Annotated in this window: 22 protein-coding genes and 2 tRNA genes; 14 read left to right on the plus strand and 10 right to left on the minus strand. The window is 44.1% G+C overall.

Annotation, left to right across the window (positions count from 1 at the left end):
* The first annotated feature begins 218 nt into the window (after window positions 1-218).
* On the plus strand, window positions 219-566 hold the full coding sequence (locus tag J7529_RS05070) for a hypothetical protein (RefSeq protein WP_318728094.1): 348 nt from the start codon (window positions 219-221) through the stop codon (window positions 564-566).
* A gap of 104 nt (window positions 567-670) precedes the next feature.
* Here the strand turns inward: J7529_RS05070 and J7529_RS05075 are convergent, their stop codons facing one another.
* The 4 genes from J7529_RS05075 to J7529_RS05090 form a co-directional block, all read right to left on the minus strand.
* The gene (locus J7529_RS05075) at window positions 671-1,852 is read right to left on the minus strand and encodes an LptF/LptG family permease (protein WP_271940169.1); all 1,182 of its coding nucleotides are present in this window, start codon (window positions 1,850-1,852) and stop codon (window positions 671-673) included.
* A 27-nt stretch (window positions 1,853-1,879) separates the two neighbouring features.
* Entirely contained in the window at window positions 1,880-2,608 is a 729-nt protein-coding gene (gene lptB / locus J7529_RS05080) for an LPS export ABC transporter ATP-binding protein (RefSeq protein ID WP_271940170.1), read from the minus strand.
* Window positions 2,609-2,754: 146 nt separating this feature from the next.
* Entirely contained in the window at window positions 2,755-3,219 is a 465-nt protein-coding gene (locus tag J7529_RS05085; RefSeq protein WP_271940320.1) for an LptA/OstA family protein, read from the minus strand.
* Between the two features lie 250 nt (window positions 3,220-3,469).
* Window positions 3,470-4,732, minus strand: a complete 1,263-nt coding sequence (locus tag J7529_RS05090; protein ID WP_318728095.1) for a hypothetical protein — start codon at window positions 4,730-4,732, stop codon at window positions 3,470-3,472.
* Between the two features lie 285 nt (window positions 4,733-5,017).
* Between J7529_RS05090 and J7529_RS05095 the strand changes: the two genes are divergently transcribed.
* Window positions 5,018-7,060, plus strand: coding sequence for an ATP-binding protein (locus J7529_RS05095; RefSeq protein WP_318728096.1), 2,043 nt, complete (start codon window positions 5,018-5,020; stop codon window positions 7,058-7,060).
* 21 nt (window positions 7,061-7,081) lie between these two features.
* Here the strand turns inward: J7529_RS05095 and J7529_RS05100 are convergent, their stop codons facing one another.
* Window positions 7,082-7,909 carry a transglutaminase-like domain-containing protein gene (locus tag J7529_RS05100; RefSeq protein ID WP_318728097.1) on the minus strand — a complete coding sequence of 276 codons (828 nt, stop codon included), beginning with the start codon at window positions 7,907-7,909 and terminating at the stop codon, window positions 7,082-7,084.
* A 198-nt stretch (window positions 7,910-8,107) separates the two neighbouring features.
* Here J7529_RS05100 and thrC point away from each other — a divergent pair, with 198 nt between their 5' ends.
* The 11 genes from thrC to J7529_RS05155 all read left to right on the plus strand — a co-directional run bounded on the left by thrC (window position 8,108) and on the right by J7529_RS05155 (window position 16,566).
* Window positions 8,108-9,412 (plus strand): threonine synthase, encoded by a 1,305-nt coding sequence (thrC, locus tag J7529_RS05105; protein ID WP_318728098.1) that lies wholly within the window; start codon window positions 8,108-8,110, stop codon window positions 9,410-9,412.
* 84 nt (window positions 9,413-9,496) lie between these two features.
* On the plus strand, window positions 9,497-9,772 hold the full coding sequence (locus tag J7529_RS05110) for a MoaD family protein (RefSeq protein ID WP_413038812.1): 276 nt from the start codon (window positions 9,497-9,499) through the stop codon (window positions 9,770-9,772).
* Between the two features lie 813 nt (window positions 9,773-10,585).
* The gene (locus tag J7529_RS05115) at window positions 10,586-10,786 is read left to right on the plus strand and encodes a hypothetical protein (protein ID WP_271940176.1); all 201 of its coding nucleotides are present in this window, start codon (window positions 10,586-10,588) and stop codon (window positions 10,784-10,786) included.
* Window positions 10,787-10,862: 76 nt separating this feature from the next.
* Complete coding sequence (locus J7529_RS05120) at window positions 10,863-11,099, plus strand: hypothetical protein (RefSeq protein WP_318728100.1); 237 nt, start codon at window positions 10,863-10,865, stop codon at window positions 11,097-11,099.
* 222 nt (window positions 11,100-11,321) lie between these two features.
* A tRNA-Lys gene (locus J7529_RS05125) sits at window positions 11,322-11,393 on the plus strand.
* A gap of 305 nt (window positions 11,394-11,698) precedes the next feature.
* Window positions 11,699-11,774, plus strand: a tRNA-Leu gene (locus tag J7529_RS05130).
* A gap of 325 nt (window positions 11,775-12,099) precedes the next feature.
* Window positions 12,100-13,530: a vWA domain-containing protein gene (locus tag J7529_RS05135; protein WP_413038813.1), complete on the plus strand. Its 1,431-nt coding sequence runs from the start codon at window positions 12,100-12,102 to the stop codon at window positions 13,528-13,530.
* A gap of 227 nt (window positions 13,531-13,757) precedes the next feature.
* Window positions 13,758-15,455 carry a hypothetical protein gene (locus J7529_RS05140; protein WP_318728102.1) on the plus strand — a complete coding sequence of 566 codons (1,698 nt, stop codon included), beginning with the start codon at window positions 13,758-13,760 and terminating at the stop codon, window positions 15,453-15,455.
* A 109-nt stretch (window positions 15,456-15,564) separates the two neighbouring features.
* A complete protein-coding gene (locus tag J7529_RS05145) occupies window positions 15,565-15,807 on the plus strand; it encodes a hypothetical protein (RefSeq protein ID WP_318728103.1) in 243 nt (80 codons plus the stop codon).
* A gap of 2 nt (window positions 15,808-15,809) precedes the next feature.
* Entirely contained in the window at window positions 15,810-16,259 is a 450-nt protein-coding gene (locus J7529_RS05150; protein ID WP_271940181.1) for an HNH endonuclease, read from the plus strand.
* Window positions 16,240-16,566, plus strand: coding sequence for a hypothetical protein (locus J7529_RS05155; protein WP_318728104.1), 327 nt, complete (start codon window positions 16,240-16,242; stop codon window positions 16,564-16,566). The genes J7529_RS05150 and J7529_RS05155 overlap by 20 nt, the downstream gene beginning before the upstream one ends.
* Before the next feature lie 21 nt (window positions 16,567-16,587).
* Here J7529_RS05155 and J7529_RS05160 read toward each other — a convergent pair whose 3' ends face one another.
* The 3 genes from J7529_RS05160 to J7529_RS05170 all read right to left on the minus strand — a co-directional run bounded on the left by J7529_RS05160 (window position 16,588) and on the right by J7529_RS05170 (window position 17,621).
* Entirely contained in the window at window positions 16,588-16,962 is a 375-nt protein-coding gene (locus J7529_RS05160; RefSeq protein WP_318728105.1) for a DUF433 domain-containing protein, read from the minus strand.
* A gap of 76 nt (window positions 16,963-17,038) precedes the next feature.
* A complete protein-coding gene (locus tag J7529_RS05165; protein ID WP_318728106.1) occupies window positions 17,039-17,311 on the minus strand; it encodes a DUF86 domain-containing protein in 273 nt (90 codons plus the stop codon).
* Window positions 17,301-17,621, minus strand: a complete 321-nt coding sequence (locus J7529_RS05170) for a nucleotidyltransferase family protein (protein ID WP_318728107.1) — start codon at window positions 17,619-17,621, stop codon at window positions 17,301-17,303. The genes J7529_RS05165 and J7529_RS05170 overlap by 11 nt, the downstream gene beginning before the upstream one ends.
* 94 nt (window positions 17,622-17,715) lie before the next feature.
* On the opposite strand from J7529_RS05170, the gene J7529_RS05175 reads away from it, so the two are divergent.
* Entirely contained in the window at window positions 17,716-17,940 is a 225-nt protein-coding gene (locus tag J7529_RS05175) for a DUF4926 domain-containing protein (protein ID WP_271940185.1), read from the plus strand.
* A gap of 28 nt (window positions 17,941-17,968) precedes the next feature.
* Here J7529_RS05175 and J7529_RS05180 read toward each other — a convergent pair whose 3' ends face one another.
* Both J7529_RS05180 and J7529_RS05185 read right to left on the minus strand, forming a co-directional pair.
* Window positions 17,969-18,322: a XisI protein gene (locus J7529_RS05180; RefSeq protein ID WP_318728108.1), complete on the minus strand. Its 354-nt coding sequence runs from the start codon at window positions 18,320-18,322 to the stop codon at window positions 17,969-17,971.
* Window positions 18,310-18,726 carry a XisH family protein gene (locus J7529_RS05185; RefSeq protein WP_318728109.1) on the minus strand — a complete coding sequence of 139 codons (417 nt, stop codon included), beginning with the start codon at window positions 18,724-18,726 and terminating at the stop codon, window positions 18,310-18,312. The genes J7529_RS05180 and J7529_RS05185 overlap by 13 nt, the downstream gene beginning before the upstream one ends.
* Between the last annotated feature and the right edge of the window lie 23 nt (window positions 18,727-18,749).

Consider the following 18,749-nt stretch of genomic DNA (forward strand, 5'->3'; position numbering starts at 1 on the left):
TCCAGGAAGATTAAGAATACATAAACAAATACGGAGATACCGCAATGAATTACGATAATTGAATCATTCAAGGGATCGTAACACTTGGATTAAATATTGGATTAAATAGTAGTGAATAACACAATTTTCACAAAGTTAAATTGCTAAAATAACACAAAAATTAACAATCCGTAAGATTGCTCAATCCAGGTGCAACATAACTCAATAGAGGTATAAACATGTTAAGTATTGAAGACAAAAAAAAACTAGAAATTCTTGGGTGTAAATTTAAAGCATCTAAAGCGCCCTATCACATGATGATCGACAGTTTGCTCAGTCCAGATACAACATTGCTGTATATGGCTTGCTTACATGATGATGGTCACATAACCGAAGATGAAAGATCGCTCTTAGATTGGTTTAAGCGGTTTTCGGTACAATCGGCTGAATTATCTCTTTCAGATCAAAGAGAAATGATCAATGCTGCTTTCCATGGTTATTATTCCTACCGCTATCAAGGACAGAAAACTAAAGCAGTCAGTTTAGAACCAGCAGAAGTAGAATCTAATCAATCTTCTGTGGCTTAACTCTAGTGCTTCGCGCTAGGGAATAGGGAATAGGTTATTCCCAGGGTTTCTGTGTCTTTGCATCTCCACGTCTCCACGTCTTTGATCCCTACATCTTTCTTCCCCTAGCGGACAACTCGCCAGAGGAGTAGAACCCCTACACTGAAGGCGGATAGGGTGGGTAACCATCCAGCTATGACGGTAGGCATCGCTCCGCTTAAGCCGAGAGCATCACCCACAGACATCAGGAGATAGTAGCTAAAGATAATTAAAACGCTTATGCCAAAACCGGTGGCTCGTCCGGCTGTGCGTTGGGGACGAGTCCCTAGGGCAGCTCCCATTAAGCCAAAGGCAATACAGGCAAAAGGAATGGCGAAACGCTGTTGAATGCGGATTTGCAGTTTGCGAATTTGCTTTTGATCGCCACTCGTTTTAACAATTTCTAGGTAGTTGAGGGATTGGGCAATGTTCATTTCTTCATAGTTTGTCCCAATGGAAGCGAGATCGAGGGGAGCGCGGGGAAGTTTGAGTTGTTGGCGATCGAATTTGACGATATTTTTGAAGGAGCCGGATTGATCGACGACGTAGATCGTGCCGTTGAAGAAGTCCCAGGTACTTTCATCTTGGTTCCAGGAGGCGGCTTCGGAGATGATGATTTGTTTAAATTGGGATTGGGATCGATCGAGGATAGTCAGTCCTTTCATTTCTTTGCCGTCGAAAAATTCGGCATAGAATAGGCGGGTTAAAACACGTACTCTTTTCCCATCAGCGAGTTCTTTGCGCTGGTATTCGGGATAAAAGATGTTCATTGCCTCTTGTAGAGGCGTTTCTTGTTTGAGCGCTCGCTCTAGGGTGAGGGTGGCTTCTCGTTTGGCAGCAGGAACAACGAGTTCATTGAAGGTGAAGGTAATACCCGTGAGAAAGATACTAAAGATGAGGGTGGGAAGAAGGAGACGGTAGAGGCTTACCCCACAACTGCGCAAGGCGATCAGCTCGCTGTCGCTGGAGAGGCGACTGTAGGCGATGATGCATCCGAGAAGGAGGGCAGTCGGGATGGCGAAGGAGATGAAGTAGGGCAGTTGGAGAAAAAAGACTTTGAGGGCGATCGCCACGGGGAGTCCGGCTTCACTCACTTGGCGGACGAGATCGAAGACGGTACCGATCGCCACTCCTACGGAAGTAAAGGCTCCGAGTCCAAAGAGAAACGGGGAAATCAGTTCCTGGATCAGATACCGATCCATAACGGAAACGAGGGAAAATTTGGGGCGTTGGAGTTTGATGTCTTCCTGAGAAACGCTTGAAGTCATATAGGCGGTTAGGAGTTAAGGATGAGGTTACCGTTGGAAATTATCACCTAAATAATATTGTCGCACTCTGGGATCTTCATAGAGTTCTTCCGCATTACCAGAGGCAAGGATTTCCCCATCGCGCATGATGTAGGCTCGATCCGTAATGGCGAGGGTTTCGCGGACGTTGTGATCGGTGATCACAATTCCCAGATGGCGATCGCGCAGCTTGGCGACGAGGGTTTGAATTTCGGAGACGGCGATCGGATCGACACCAGCGAAGGGTTCATCTAAAAAGAGAAATTTAGGCCCATCTTTACCCGCCGCTAGAACTCTAGCTAATTCGGTGCGTCGGCGCTCTCCTCCTGAAACCTTAATCCCTTTAGTCTGGGCAACGGTTTGTAGACGAAATTCTTCGAGCAGTTTTTCCGTGCGCCAGTGCCATTCCCGGCGCGGGACTTGGGTTTGTTCCAAAACCAGTAAGATATTCTCACGCACGGTGAGATAGCGAAAAATACTCGCCTCTTGAGGCAAATAGCCAATACCGAGTTTAGCGCGTTCGGAAATAGAGAGGGCGGTAATATCGCGATCGCCGAGCCAAATTTTACCTTGACTGGGTTTTTCTAAGCCGGTTCCCATATAAAAGGTGGTGGTTTTTCCAGCTCCATTGGGCCCAAGTAATCCCACAACTTCTCCTTGTGCTACAGAGAGATAGACGCGATTAACCACCATTCGTTGTCCATAGGATTTATGAACGTTATCCAATACCAACTTCACAATATTTACCCATAAAACTTGTTTTGAATTGCCAGCACCGACCGATTAACTATACCAGATCGGGTTAAAGTATCTGTACAGAAAACTTCTGTACTCCTGACTCATATAGAACCCATAACCTATTCCCTATTCCCTAGCGCGTAACCCTACAAATCGGGAGTTGGGGGTAGGGGAGCCGGATTACCTGCGTTATCGGTGGATTCCGGAACAATATAAATTGCTTCGACTTGTTGCCCTTGGCTCTGGGGTAGGGCGACAAAACGACCTTCATCAATTAGATAAGTAACCGTTTCTCCTCTGATGCTATTGCCTTCTTGGAGAACATAGACGTTACCACTCAGGACAATCCGCCGTTCGCGGCTAAAATATTGAGCTTGGGCGGCTGTCGCTTGAATATTGCGGGCTGGATAGAGGACTTGTACATTACCCCTGGCGGTAAGGACACCGGTTCTAGCATTGGCTTCTTGGATGTCTGCTCGCAAAGTGATAGCCCGATTTTGGCTATTTTGGGAATAGGCAGCCGGTAGGCGAGTGATTCCTAGAGCAATGGGGATCATTAGGGCTAATGTGCCCACTAAGTGACCCCAATGGGGCGATCGCAAGGTTTTCATAAGCACTATGTTCTCTTGGCTGGGTTGGTTTCTCTTTTTCTTTACCTAGGATACTGTAACCGGAAAGGGAGTGTGGAGCATTGGGGTTTAGATCAAAATCGTAGGGTGCGCTACATTTCATTAACGCACCCTACAAGAGCGGCGATCGCTCTTTTGTAAAGGCTGGGATGTCACAGCTTTCTAATCTAACTGAGGTAGGTAGTTAAATACCAAGATTTATGTCGAGATTCAACAGTTACGATCTTACTCATTATTCCTGCTCGTCAACTTCATAACGCTGACGATCTTCTTGACTGGCTGTACGATGTTCAAAAGCATGTCCTTTCCTACCCGCAATTTTAAATGCAGGAACTTCGTGCCCACCAACCGCTTGTTTCCCCAAAATATATTCACTATATGCCCAACTCCATGCAGTAGGGTTGAGTGCCCCACACACATTAACACTTGGCAGTTCTCTCAGCGCAGTTGTTACTTCCAACTTGACCTTACTGGGTAATTCACTAAGCCAGTGTCCAGGAGGGGTCTTTGGTAAAACCCCCCATGAGTTTTTCTCCGCAGGAGAGACAAAAGAAGGGGGATAAATTAACTCTCCTTTTCGTACACCTTTTCTTCCTAATCCTTGTTCTCCCTCTTCAACCGAAAATATTGCTTTGAATCCATAAAAATTAATCCCAAAGTCAATTCTTCTCATGAAGTAGTGCAAAAATGATGCTAACATTGCAAAAATTGGAGCTGATTCAGCATGTTCTTCCTTTTTAATCTCCTGAAGGTAATACTCTTTATAAGCGCTGTATGTATCCATCCATTTAGCACCTTTGTATTGATCAAAAACCCCAACTCTTTCTTCCGCCTGTGCTATTAGTCCCTCCATATTCAGACCTTTTGTAATTTGAACCCCTGGTCGAGGTTCTCCACCTTTGGGAACAACTTTATGCAAAGGCTGTACAATCTGGAGCTTAAGTGCATCCGTTTCTGCGGGTTGCACACTTGTTCCAGTGCTTTTTGTATATTTCTCTTTATCTGTTTTTCCCGTTCTCAGTGTCGAACCTTCTCCCGCGCTTTCAATCTGACCTTTCATTAATGCCATGGCATCCTTTCTCTGACTGATCCCATCCTGATCCTGCGACATTACAGGTCTAGTTCTATTTTCGATCGTATATGGATTAGATCCCATATCCGTGGTTAGGTCAGCGATCACTTCTTCCTCCTCTTTGGTAATCACTTCAGCAATAACACCACGATCTTTGTTTCTTTTCAAAACCAACTGATGGAAACTAGGGTTTTCTACTTCAATCCCTTCAGTCTCTCCTTCATATTCTTTCTCTCTTTGCACACTGGGAGCTGAAGCCTGAGTCCTATTTAGGTTCTGGGTCAATTCATGGGCAATCAAGTTGTGTCCAACCTCCAACTTCGCTTGCACTGTTGCGGCTTTTCCCAATCTCTCCAGTAGGTTGCTTTGTCCATGACCTTGGGGTTGCCATTGGGGTAGCTCTTTGTTCTGTTTCCTTTGCACCTTTGGCTGAAGTCCTGGGGGCCCGGTGAACCGAGGTGCATGGCTTTCGGGTTCGACTCTACGAGGAGCGCGGCGAGTACGGTATTGTTGGCGATGAGGACTCATAATTTTAGCCAAACTAGATCTTATACCCTTTATTATACCGTTAAATGCCGATCCACAGTCCGATCAACTAGAAGATTTATAACACGATAATTGATGATAAATCTTCGAGCTGATCGATACGATTAGCCCATCATCGTCGTGTTACTATTAACAGTGCAGATGTAACCTAAAATTTGGAGAATGACCTTATTGGCTAACCACTCCACAGGAATCTATCATCAGCCAAAGAAGCTTCGGGATTGGGCGATCGCAACTACACCAGACCATATTCAGGATGATATGGTTGATTGCCTGGTTGGAGCTATCTCCACCATTCATTCTTTGCTCGATCGCTACATCGCGGATCGGCAAGGTAAAGAAAGTTCTGGTTTTCTCCATCCACACCAAGACCGAGAAGAAATTTGCCAAGGTATAGAAAAGTCTGTACCCCTTAGACGTTTACGTCAAACTTTTGACCTATCTCTATTTGAATGTAGTATTATCCTCTGTTGTGTTGCCCAAGCCGTCGATCGCCATTTTCCCGATCTACTGGCGATCGCCCACAATGATCCAGAACAGAACTATCTTACCTTTCAACTGGCTCTAGAGTGTTTTCCCCAACCCCATTGGGATGCATTAACTGAAGCTCGTCCCCTGCGAAAATGGCAACTGATTCATTATGCAAACACTCCAGAACTTCCTCGCACTTCCCTACAAATTGACGAAGCTATTTTGCACTATCTGATGGGAGAGTCCTATCACGATCCAATCCTGACAGGAACTATTACTCCTGTGTCAATGTTAACCACAACTATCCTGCAACCTTCCTATGAGAACATTATCGATCAAGCCGTATCAGTGTTTCAAGGGGCTTTAAAGAGTCAACCCATTATCCAATTGTGTACTCCAGAGAGAGAGTTACAAGGGGAAATTGCTACCCAGATTAGCCAATCTTTAGAGTTTCCCCTCTATCGTCTACCCAGTGATGCTATTCCCAAAGAGCGGCAGAATCTGCAACGGTTAGTGATGCGTTGGCAGCGCTGGTGTGCCCTTTCACCGAGTTTGTTATGGGTAGAGGTGAATGAATCGGAAACAGCAGAAAGCCGCCCCTCACTTTTGTCTCCCTTTTTACAGTCTCTTCAAGTCCCAGTTCTCGTTGCTACCGATGAACGGTTGCCCCTCCCCCATACTGTTACCTTTGATGTAGAAGCCTTGCAATATGGGGAACAACTGGGACTATGGCAAAAGGCATGGCAAGATTATCCAGAAGATTTAGAGTCATATTTGTCATCCTTAGCGGCTCAATTTCGCTTATCGGCAATGATGATTGAAACAGCGAGTGCCGCCGTGCGATCGCAGCTCGATTTATCTCCTAAAGTCATCAGTGAGAGACTTTGGGAGTTCTGTCGGTTGCAAGCCAGACCGGAACTAGAAGGATTAGCGCAACGTATTGACGTGAGAACGACTTGGGAAGACTTCGTACTTCCGGAGCGAGAAAAAGGGCTTTTGCAGCAAATTCTGATTCATGTGCGCCGACAGGCAACCGTCTATCAAAATTGGGGGTTTGCGGCCAAAAATCAGCGCGGGTTGGGGTTAACGGCGTTATTTGCCGGAACCAGTGGCACAGGCAAAACGACGGCGGCTGAAGTGTTGGCGCATGAACTACATTTAGATTTATTTAGGATTGATTTAAGTGCGGTAATGAGCAAGTATATTGGCGAAACAGAAAAGAATTTACGCCGTATTTTTGATGCCGCAGAAAAGGGGGGAGGTATTTTACTCTTTGATGAAGCGGATGCCCTGTTTGGTTCGCGCACGGAAGTTAAAGATAGCCACGATCGCCATGCCAATCTTGAAGTGAGTTATTTGTTACAGAGAATGGAAGCCTATCAAGGATTAGCGATTTTAACCACTAACTTTAAGGATAACTTAGATCGAGCCTTTATACGTCGCCTACGTTTTATTGTTAATTTCCCCTATCCCAAAGCGCCAGAGCGCAGTCAAATTTGGCAGCGTGTTTTTCCCAAGCAAACCCCGACGGAGGGCTTGAATTTTAAGAAATTGGGACAATTGGATGTTACCGGCGGAAATATTAAATCGATCGCGCTAAATGCAGCCTTTTTAGCTGCTGATGCTGAAGAACCGGTAAAAATGAAGCATATTCTGGAAGCGACGAGAACAGAATATTTGAAATGGGGGCGATCGCTCACTCGTGCTGAAACTCAGGGTTGGGATCTCTCTTGAGCTAAGGTTCATTTTGCTCCATTATCCCTGATTGGCTTCCATTTTGGCTAAAATTTGTCGAATCATCACTCTATCTTGGGCTTGGGGGAGATAGTACAAATAGTCTTCTAAATCTTGGGTGGCTAAACTCCAGTTGCCTAATTCATAGGAGATTAAACCGCGATCGCGCAATTCCATAGGCGCTTGGGGAAATAACAATAAAATCCGTTCAATGGCAGCCAAGGCGCGATCGATTTGATGATTGTGCAGATAAATCACTTTCAGGTTCGTCAGCATTCGCGCTAAAAACTGTCGAGGACTGACAGGGGCTAGATATTTAGGTTTTAATTCTATCGGTTGTCCATAAATCTGGGCTAACCGCTTGGCACAATCTTCAGGAAATAAGACTTCTCCTCGATCAAAGGCATCAACAAAAATTCCTACCTCTTCAAAATCAGGACGAATCAAAAAATGACCCGGCATTCCAATGCCCACCATAGGAAATTCTAGCCGTTGGGCAAGTTCTAAATAGACTAAAGCCAGGGTGATAGGGATACCCGTACGTCGGTTAAGGACTTCATTTAAGAAGCTATTGCGCGGATCGTAATAGTCTTCGGTATTCCCTCGAAAACCGAGCTGCTCATACAGATAATCGTTAATCGTTTGGATAACACGCAAGGGATAGCGCTGACTCGGTAGCTGGCTTTGGATCTCTGCTGCCATGCGATCGAGTTGTTGTAGGTATTCAACCGGGTTGAGTTCAGGATAGGCTTCAGCAGCAATGTAAAGGGCTGCCTTGGCTAGGGAGATGGAGGCTTCTGGTTGCTGTATTTCCTGATAGAACTGTTGTCTGGTTCTAGAAAAGTCCATGATCCAAAATTTATTTTTTTCATTTTGTCCTAGTGTGGCATACCTGCACCCATCTGTTGTCTGAAATGCTTGCTAATTATAGGCTTTGTTAATTCCGACTAAAAAAGTCGGGATTATTTGACGACCCTTGACCCCCGGTGATACGATGCCAATCGAGGATCAGAAATCGCACGTTAAACAAAGAGGAAGACAAAGCTTATGACCCTTGCCACTGAAACCCTAAATCAGAGTTCCCAAGCTGCCTGTGAAAAGTTAGTCTGTAAAGAGTGCGGCACAACCTATAAACTCGAAGCCAAGCATGTGTGTGAAGAATGCTTTGGCCCCCTAGAAGTAAGTTATAACTATGACCATTTGCGCCAGCAAGTTAGCCGTGAAACTATTGAAGCCGGCCCCAACTCCATTTGGCGTTATCGTCAGTTCCTTCCTCTACTGAGCGATAACGTGATTGATGTGGGTACAGGGATGACTCCTCTTCTGAAGGCGAATCGCTTGGCGCGGCAATTGGGTCTCAAAAATCTTTATATTAAAAATGATGCGGTAAACATGCCGACCCTGAGTTTTAAGGATCGGGTGGTCTCGGTTGCCCTATCAAGAGCGAGAGAATTAGGGTTTTCCACCGTATCTTGTGCGAGTACCGGAAACTTAGCGAATTCTACTGCGGCGATCGCAGCCCATGCCGGTTTAGACTGTTGCGTATTTATTCCTGCCGATCTCGAAGCCGGTAAAGTATTGGGAACCCTAATTTACAATCCCACCCTCATGGCCGTCAAAGGCAACTACGATCAAGTCAATCGCCTCTGTAGCGAAGTTGCCAATACCTACGGCTGGGGATTCGTCAACATTAACCTGCGCCCCTACTACTCCGAAGGCTCCAAAACTCTAGGCTATGAAGTCGCCGAACAGCTCGGTTGGCAACTGCCCGATCATGTGGTTGCCCCTCTAGCCTCCGGTTCCCTCTACACCAAAATTTACAAAGGCTTCCAAGAATTTATCAAAGTCGGCTTAGTTGAAGATAAATCGGTACGCTTTAGTGGCGCTCAAGCCGAAGGCTGCTCTCCCATCGCCTCCGCGTTCCGGGAAGGACGGGACTTTATCGCCCCAGTCAAACCCAACACGATCGCCAAATCGATCGCCATTGGTAACCCCGCCGATGGAATCTATGCCCTCGATTTAGCCCACAAAACCAATGGTAACATCGAATCGGTTACCGATCCTGAAATCATTGACGGCATTAAACTCTTAGCAGAAACCGAAGGCATCTTCACCGAAACCGCAGGCGGAACCACAATCGCCGTCCTCAAAAAACTGGTCGAAGCCGGTAAAATTGACCCCGATGAAACCACCGTCGCCTACATTACCGGCAACGGCTTGAAAACTCAAGAAGCCGTTCAAGGATATGTTGGCGAACCCCTCACCATTGACGCAAATCTAGAAAGCTTTGAACGGGCAATGGAGAGGGCGCGCACCCTCGATCGCCTAGAATGGCAACAAGTATTGGTCTAAACTCTTAGCCCAAACAGTCATTAAACCCGGAATGGGGGAATACTCTCCCCCGTATTTCCAAATCTCAAACAGATAAACACTGCAATCATGGTTAAAATTTTAATTCCTACTACCTTACAAAAGCACACCAATAATCAGCCCACGGTAGAACTCCAAGCTAGTACTGTCTCTGAACTGATTGATGTTTTAGAAAAGAGCTATCCAGGCATTAAAAACCGCATCCGCAAAGAGAGTGGAGAAATCAACCGCTACTTAAATATTTATGTGAAAGAAGAAGACATTCGCTTCTTACAAGGAGCTGAAACCGTACTCAACGAAGGGGATGAAGTAAGCATTGTCCCCGCAGTTGCTGGTGGCTAATCTTCTTCTGATCTCACGTGCATGAACTCAACTCCATTGTTCCACAGCCTAAAAAGCTGTGGTTTTTTTATCTAGGGTTTGCTGAACAAGTGATCTATGGAGGCTCAGGAACAGGAAACGATATGTATAGCAGAAAAGGAGTTGGTTCGGACAGTTAGATGATGGTTTAAGGCAACAGGCAAGCAACAGGCAATAGGCAATAGGCAACAGGCAACAGGCAATAGGCAATAGGCAACAGGCAATAGGCAATAGGCAATAGGCAATAGGCAATAGAAAATGTCCTAACTCTCCTTTTCTCTACTATACGAAACGGTCACGGTGTACTCTAGAACAGCACTTCGCAGTCTATAGCAAGGCGAGATGGCATTCTCCTGTATTACCGATTGCCTATTGCCTAGCGCGAAGCATAATCTTCAAACCCTTATAGGCAAAGCTTTTTAGCTAAAGCGATAGAGCCATACAAAAATTTTTTTGCCATAACCCTTGACATCCTTGTATTATGCTGTGTAGTATAGTGAATGTAGAGAGCAAGGAAGTCAGATGTGTCCCACCTGAACCCTTGCTGTTGAACCTTGAAAACTGAATAACCGAAATTTTTCTTTAAGGGTTTGTTAATGACTGTTTAGGAGTCAAAACAGTGTTCCTATTGTATCAACGACTGTCGAAAACAGTCAAAAAAGATCCACCGAATCAATCAAACTCTCCGGCTCGAACAAGCAAGCCATCGGAGAGTTTACAAACCAAAACTCAACTTATATCCATCTATTTTTTAGAACGTCGATTTCTTTTGTAATCCCCAAAGGAGGTGTCAAGATGGTACATATTCGATTTGAAGGACGCTCCTATGATGTGACTGAAACCCAACTAGAAATTAACGGTAGTATGAATGATACAGTCCTCAAGGATCGAATTGCACGTCATCTTGAAGTTGGAGTTTATCGCTTAAATGACTATGTTATCGATCGCCGCCCTAGTGGTGACATTATTATCCGTCCTGAAGCGGTTTATGGGTAAAGTTTAAATCTTCTCAACTCCTGAACCGCCGGCTTTGGACAATCTACTCCCAAACAAGAATCGCCAGAGGTGAACCATGAAAACACCAAACTGTAACGAAATTTGTCCCTGGGTTCGCAATACCCAAAACCTAGATCACTACGTTTGCCTCAAGTGCGGTCAGGAGCGTTTCTTAAACGAAATCCAATCGAATAAACCTCCATTAGGGTTACTGGTTCTGATGCTAATGGCGATCGTTCTAACGATCTTTGTTCAAGAAGGGAAAACTCCCGAACAACCAGCACCCCAACTGGACGCACTCAGCACCCCTTGAAAAACAAGATTTAGAGGGATATAACTGTACCGTACCCCAACAGGTTCAGCATACATAAATGGTGTCTCTTAAAAAGACAATGTGGGTTCGATTCCCACCATCCGCCCTTCATCTTGGCGGATGTCGCTCAATTGGTAGAGCAACAAAACAAATATTGCTGAGTTGACTTGTACGGTACAGCTTTGAGGAATAAATTCACACCGCGCCCTAACTCGAAAAGCTTACATATTAGCTCATTGGTAGAGCATTCGACTCTTAATCGACTGGTAGCAGGTTCAAATCCTGTATATGTGCCCCAACGCTTTTTGTGACTTGCGCGGTGTGACCTTTATTCCTTGCCCTTTGACAGACTTACAAAATACAAAATTCTCATTTCGCGCCCTTACTATTAAAGCTTACATACTTGCCTTGATTAAGGCATTGGTCAAACCCCAATGATAGTGCGGATAGTCATCCGCCGTATGAACAAAAGCTTTGGTTACTTGCGCGAAATGACCTCCTTTCATCAATCAATCTTTCAATTTAGCTCTACTGGCAGATTGAATTAATCTTTCTGGGTTCTGTATTTAAAGTCATTTCGCGCCCTGACTCATCAAGCTTACATATTAGCCAAATGGAAAAAGGCGCTTGATTTAGGCTCAAGAACATACGGGTTCGATTCCCGTGTATGACCCAACAGCTTGTTGAACTTGCGCGAAATGACCTTTTTTTTAAGCGCTGTGCGCTGGTAATCGGTAAACCGGTTTTACCTTACAAATCATTATTAATTGTTTAATTACAACCGCGCCCCAACTTAAATCGCCTACATACTCTCCACCAACTAAACCGGTGCGTACTTGGAGTTGTACGCTGCGAGCCTGAACCGATATTAGCAGGCATAAAAAGCGATTTTAACTTGTGCGGTAATGTTATTCTTAGAAACCCGGTTTCTAGCGACAAGTTTATACGAATTATCTATAAAAGTTTGTCTTATATGTCTAGGAGATGAACCATGGCAAAAGTGAAAAATGCAGAGCAAGATCTGCGTTTGGAGATGCTCAACTCCTTGCTCACCACTCCCCACCGGAAATTGCAAGAAGTTGCCGAACTCCATGACCTTTTAGTTCAACTTGACCCGATTTTTTACGGTCACTTGGCCGTATGGTATCAGCACAATGGGGATGTGCGCGACCATAAGGAAGTGTTTGTAGGTTCTTTGCTCACGAGCCAACTTCCCGAACACCGTAGTGCTGGCTTTGTGATGTTGCAACAGTTTCCGCCTTACCAAGTTGCGCGGATTGTAGACTTTATGAAGCAATTTCAAAAGAAAGTACCTCGGTGTGCGCGGACGGCAGTGACTCGCTATCTGCGGAAGCGGGAAGGAAACCCGAAACAATTCGATCGCGCGGCTCTGCGAGGTCGAAAAGCGATGAAGCATCTGTATGCTACATTGCACATTAAGCCGAATGAACGGGCGAATGCGGTGCTGTTTAAGGATAATCCGCCAGAAGATAGTTTGGCGTTTTCCCTAAAGCAAGTAGCAAAAGCAGCAACTCCCGCAGAGCAAGCGCAACTGATTGTGAAGCACGGTATTCCCTATACCATTGCCATTGGTGCGGTAAACCAAGTTACACCGACGGTGTTAGTGGCGCTGATTCATGCGATGTCGCCTCAAGAGGTGATTAATAACCTGAACTCTCTGAAACAACGGGGAGCGATGGATCATCCGGAGGTGAAGGCGCTGATTGATGAGAAGCTCGAAGCGGCACAAAAGGCGAATCGAGTTTCGGCACTGAAGGCGCAGGTGGCATCGGATGCTACGGAACTGGATGCGGAAACGATCGCGAAGCTCGAGGCGATCGCCAATACCCAAGTGAAAAAGCGGGGCAGCATTGTTAAACCGACGGCTTTACTTGTGGACAAATCCGGCTCTATGCATCGCGCGATCGAAGTCGGTAAGCAGCTTGCTGCCTTAATTTCCGGCATTACCACCGCCGATTTGTTTGTCTACGCTTTTGATACTATGCCCTATGCAGTCAAAGCGCAAGGCAAAGAACTCACCGACTGGGAAAAAGCCTTTAAGCACATTAACGCTGGAGGTGGAACCAGTGTCGGCTGCGGTGTGGAAGCCATGCGGCGCAACCGTCAACGGGTAGAACAAATCATCCTGGTGACTGACGAAGGAGAAAATGCTTCTCCCTACTTTGTGGATGCCTTGGATGCCTATCGTCAAACCCTGGAGATTCTCCCCAATGTAATCATTGTGCGCGTGAACTCTAGCTATGATTTCGTAGAAGCACAGTTGAAGAAAAAGCAGTTTCCTGTAGAAACCTTTACCTTCAAAGGAGACTACTACTCCTTGCCGAACTTAGTTCCGCTGTTGTCTCGTCCTTCTCGGTTAGAGCTGTTGATGGAAATCCTTGAAACCGCTCTACCGGTACGTCAAGACTAACTTAAAACCTCCTCATCCACTGGGGAGGTTTTTTATGACATTGTGAGTTTTTGTAAAATTTAATTCTTGTTGGTTAAATCACTATGATACGGTAGTGAATAACGAGAGAGCATTTTTAAATGAGTTTCAACTGTGTGCCCCTTCTCGATTTTGATTCACCTCACTTATAGCGCCTTGCGCTGTAACGGATTACAGTATTATTAAGATTAAGTCAAGGGTTAATAGATATGCCACTTAAATTAAAAACCAAAAAACCTATATTAATAGACTCTGAAGGTTATGCCTCTGGGAAAATAATAGCGATAGAGTTTAGACTTAACACAAAAAGGTATAACCCTTTAGAAGGTGTAGAATACGAAACCGGCGATCGTTATAATTGGTTAGTGGAAACTACAACAAAGAGTTTGAGTTTCCGTAGGAATCTAGACTTTTTTACGCAAACAAGAATAGACTATAAAAAACATGCATACACTGACTCATGTAATTATAATAAAGAGAGAGGAGATTATAATGAATTAACGAGGGTTTTACTTAATTTAGGGGCATTTCCCGAAGAATTTTTATTTTCTGAATTTATCGATATAGCGACCATTAAATATGATGCAGATGGATTTGAGTACAAGGAAGAGATAGACCTTTATAGGTTGAATAAAGATTTAATAGGAAGGCGTATTAAATTTCAACTTTATGATTGTTTGAACCCCAAAATAAAAGCCTACTCAGTTAAGCTAGACGAGCGCTACGATAACCCGACCATAATACTCCATAAAAAGTCTTATTCAATGGGAAAATTAGTCAGCGATCGCTTACCTCATCAGTCACCTCAACGCACTGAAGACGATATCAAGAATTTACAACTACTCACCTTCGGTGTAGACTCAGAAAATCTCAAACGACAGGAAACTCAAATGAACCCCCAAGTTAAAGAACGTAAAAAAAACATCAAAGCAATACAAAAGCGGGAAGACTATAAAGAATTAATTAAGCATACCCCACTTAATAAATTGGAGTATCACCAGGTTGACGGATATTATCCTTTTAATGAGTTTAAGGATGATTTTTTGTTTTATTATTACACCCAAAGCAAAGGCATTATAGATTATGCAACTTCGTTAGCGAATGAGGATATAATATCTCTGCGGTTGGGTATTGATAGTATCATCGCTACTGACTGTAAGTTCCTCTGGCTTAAGGATGAACTACTATCCGCATTTAGGCAAACCTCAATACCACCATTAGCGGAAATAAAAGAGGTTGTGCCCATTATTTGTCTTTTTCCTCCACTTGATTCATTTTATGAGTACCGCATCCGCTATATTAAAATCTTGACTACTAAGCTCAATAAAACAAATTACGCTCGACTTTATGATAAAGAAAGAGTTCATTTATTTCCCGACCCGATACCACCAAGCGATCTACAAAAAGATGTATTGGCAACTACGATTAGAATCTACACCACGACTTACGACTTCTTTACTACATTTCGAGGAATTGATGGTGTCTTACATAAGAACAATAACCACATAGAAACGGGTGTATACTACGAAGCAAGAGATAAAGCGTTTATCAACTCAGTAAATGATATATGTTTTAATCTTTTGCTTTATCTATCTACTAAGCCAGAGCTAATTGAAGCGCCACTAAAAATCTCCACTAAAGCAGGCGGGAAAGGGTTTGGCAAGACGCAAAAACGCTTGTTTAATCCTCAAGTTATCGGCTCCGATTACCGTCAAGTTTACGATTACGAAGCCCCACCAGACGTATACGATATCACAGAAAGACACCCTACACCCCGTACCCACTGGAGGATGGGACACTGGAAAAGAGTAGCTTACGGCAAGGGCAGAACAGAGAGACGCTGGCAGTGGATCAAGCCCGTTCTTGTCAATCCTGGCGCTTACCCCTCTCAAGATCGATTGTTTTGAGACATTATGGCAACCATCACCTTAGAAGTTCCCGATGCACTCGTTCCCCATCTTAATGCTTTAGGAGATCGCCACTAACACAGCAATAACATAGCCTCTGAGGTAAACCATGAATGCACAATTGATGATCCAACCCTCCTCTTTTATTGATGCTGGTATTCAAATGAAGCCAGTTCGAGGGTTATTCTTATTCAAATTTAGTGAAGACCTGCAAGAGCGACTGGAGGACCTGAACGAAAAACAGCGAGAGTCACAGCTATCACCCGATGAAGCAGTAGAACTGACTGGAATTTTGGAACTCGACCGAATTTTCACGCTGCTTAATGCAAAAATTATTGCTGAGTACGAATAAATATGGCAATTTCAAAAGAGATTCGGCAACAGGTTCGAGAACGAGCTAAATACCTGTGTGAATACTGCCATTCCTCTGAAGAAGCCAGTGCAGCACGGTTTGAAATCGATCACATCCAACCGCGATCGCGTGGAGGGGCAGATACATTTGAAAATTTGGCTTTGGCTTGTCAGCGATGTAATGGCTACCGTTACAATTTCACAGAAGGGACTGACCCAGAATCTCAAATTTCTACTCAGTTGTTTAACCCACGGCTGCATCAGTGGAATGAGCATTTTGTTTGGCAGAAAGGCGGTCTAGTAATTCGAGGCAAGACTTCCATGGGGCGTGCAACGTGCGATCGGTTAGATTTGAATGACCAAGAGCATAATGATGGGGCAATTGTTAAAGCCCGTCGTTTTTGGATTCGGGGCGGTTGGCATCCACCATCAGATGACACCATTGAATCCTGACGAACTCGTTCCCCATATCAATGCTTTAGGCGATCGCCTTCCCACTGTACTACAACAAAGCTTACAAGCCCCACTCCCCAACCACGTCTATCACTACATCCTCAACTTCCTTTCATTGAGGCGAACAGAGTTGGGGACGATCTCTGAGGTTCGTGGTAGGATTAGGGAAACTATCTCAATTCCCCTTAAAGTGTTGAAAAGTGTAATACCATTTCTCTATGATACTGCGCTTAATGAAATGCTCCAGACCGTTTCTTCTAGAGAAATTATTAGTTGCACGATTAAAGAGAAAGAGCATGTCCATTGAGATTATGGTCGATCAAAAAAATCATGCTTTAACTTCACGTTTGGCTTTGGCTGCTCGCAGTTTTTCCCATGCTGCTTCAGTTCCGGGTTTCGGGGGCATGGCAGCAATTTTCGCAATCAGATCCCGATTTTTTTCTTCATAATATAGACGCAGTTCTTCCGCTTCCTTAAGAACTTGCTGATATTCCGCTTCCACCAGAGCGCAATTTTCTTCAATGTACGTTAAAGCGCTGTTTATTTGTGCTTCTGTTAGGTCAAATAATCCCCGGATAAACTTAGACGGATATTGAGCAGTCACATAGTCCATGATATCGTAGATCATGATCCGTGTTCCGGCGATGGTCAGTCCTCGTTCTGTACGGATAATCCCAGTTTGTTCATCGGATGGGTTGGTCATGATTTTTTCCAAAAAATCTAGTGCCTGAAGGTCAATTTCATTCTATCCCTTTATTCGTCTGCAAACTCTGCCTCTATCATTCGCTGTACCACTTCCAGTAAAAGTAAGCATGAGCCAAAATATCGCGCAAGCCAGCAATTTTACGCCATTGAGCTTCTGGATATTGCGATCGCATTTCTTCAGGAATATTTTTGACCGCTTCTCCGATAATCTCCAAATTCCGTACCACCGCATCATAGGTGCGTTCATCGGTTGGGAACTCTTCAAACGTCATTCCTTGGCTGTATCGCTTGACTTTAGCACAAGACGTGAGGATATCTTCCAAGTACAGATGCACACTACGCGACATAAATTGCCTCCTGTTCTACCGTAGAACGAATCAGAGGTTTGAGCATTACTCTACTCACCAAATCTACTCGCGTTCCTAAACGATCTTCCAGATAAAACTTGACATCCATATAGCGATCGAAGGTCACCAATCCATCAAATTCTACTAAAATATCCACATCACTATCCGGTGTGGCTTCATCCCTAGCAACAGAGCCAAATATCGCCAGCGAAGTTACGCCAAACTCTTTTAAGGCTTGCTGGTGTTGTGCCAAAATCCCTAATACTTTGTCACGGATAATCCCAGTGGGTTCGTTGGATGGGTTGGTCATGATTTTGTCAAAAAAACATAATGGCTAAAAATCAATTATAGCCCTTCTTCCTTAGGACAGGTTATCAATATAGAAATTCCTCAAGTTATCGAAAATGATTAGTGAATTAGATCGAGTTGTTTTAACCACAGATTTACCAGAGTATTATTTCAAAACTGGCGATATTGGCACGGTGCTGTTAGTCCATCAAGAAGGTTTGGGCTATGAAGTAGAATTTATCACCATCACCGGAAAACCGCTTGCGATCGTTTCTTTGTTTAATTCTCAAGTTCGGGCGATCGGTGACAGAGAAATTGCCCAAGCACGAGTTTTGACCTAATTATTCATTTATATTTTAAGCCAACAAATTAAGCTGTGGAAAATTCTGTGAAATGCCGTTTTCTCGGATGATGGAACCCTAAAACAATCTCATTTTGAGGAATGCCCGCAGCGAGTAAATCATCGACAATGCAGAAATTCGTTACGTCTTGTTCCACCCAAACTTTGCTATCTTTAATTTTCAAATAGATAATGATATGCTGCACTAGCTTTTTATCCTTCCAGCCAAAGCGAAACCAAAGATATTCATCTCTAATTTCATCTAAAGCTAGGCGATCGCTGACTTCACATTCAGGATTTTTCTGAACTTGATGGATCTTCATACCATAATATTCGGTCAAGATTCGTTTTATGATCGAGCGGTAATTTTCTAAGTCAGCCATTTGACCAGTTCCTCCTTAACTGTATCTACTACCATTAAAAAAACTCGATTATCTTTAATCACTACTTGCACAGATTTTCTTTGAAAAAAATCTTCATAGACCAGACAATCAATCGCTAAATACAGGGTATATTCTGGTTCAGTACGTTGAATCAGATTTCGATATACAATGTATTGTCCCAATGCCCCATGAAAGTCATACATTAGGGATTTTCCCACAAAACTTTTGACTTCAACAACTATTTTTTTGCCTTCTCGTTCTGCGGCAATTGGTTTTTCGGCTGCTAGATCCGCATAAAGTTCAGCATCTTCATATTTGATGAAGTAAGGATTAGCGGTAATGAGCCAACCTTCTTTAATTAAGGCGTTCTTGACCGCATCATGATAAATGTCTTTGGCAGGCATAGTGTAAGGGAATCCATAGTAAT

Origin of the sequence: Roseofilum sp. Guam (assembly GCF_017746735.1) — a bacterium.
GTDB lineage: Bacteria > Cyanobacteriota > Cyanobacteriia > Cyanobacteriales > Desertifilaceae > Roseofilum > Roseofilum reptotaenium.